The sequence below is a fragment of the Bradyrhizobium sp. Ken51 genome, from assembly GCF_055807435.1.
This window is the reverse complement of the sequence record NZ_JBVVPB010000127.1, coordinates 1-696: the sequence shown is the minus strand read 5'-3', so window position 1 is coordinate 696 and position 696 is coordinate 1. Positions and strand designations below refer to the sequence as shown.

1 protein-coding gene is annotated in these 696 nt (G+C 57.2%); it reads left to right on the top strand.

What is annotated here, in order from left to right; translation table 11 throughout:
* The coding region (locus AC0L27_RS41115; protein WP_473323802.1) for a transposase DNA-binding-containing protein at window positions 1–349 on the top strand (349 nt) is incomplete at its 5' end.
* Window positions 350–696: the final 347 nt, after the last annotated feature.

The following is a 696-nucleotide window of genomic DNA, read 5'->3' as shown; positions in this document are numbered from 1 at the left end:
CTCACGCACAAGCGCCATGGGACAAAGCAATCCGCTCGTCTGCCAGGATTGGGCGAATACCAAGGCAGCCTACCGCTTGTTCGCTAGTTACCGGGTGAGCGAAGCGGACATTCTGGCCGGCCATTTCCAACCGACTCGTGATCGTGCCGCCGCCGCTGAAGGTCTGGTTCTTGTGCTGCACGATACAACCGAATTTAGCTATCATCGCGAAAGTTCAGAAGCGATTGGCATCACCAAGAGCATGAACAGTGGACGGGATAAGGCGGATCGCCGCAGATCGCACACGGTTTGCGGCATCCTGATGCTCTCGAGCCTAGCGGTGACGACTGAGGGGCTGCCGCTAGGATGACGGCCGTTAAATTCAGGACCCGGAAGAAATTCAAGGGGCGCAGCGCTTAAAAAGCAGATCAATCCGACCCGGATTCCCATCGAGCAAGGAGAGCGACCGGCGCTCGGAGAATCTCAAACCGTCTACGCAGCTGCTGGACCACCCGGGACGATGCATCGATATCGGTGATCGCGAGAGCGATATCTATGAGCTGTTCTGCGCGGCCCGAGAAGCTGGAACTCATTTCTTGATCAGACCTGGCTCGACCGCTTGGCTGGAGACGGAGATCACACGCTTCCTAACGAAAGGGCCGAAGTCGCCGTCTAGGGACGGCATCGCATCCACATCAGAGACAACAACGACAATTC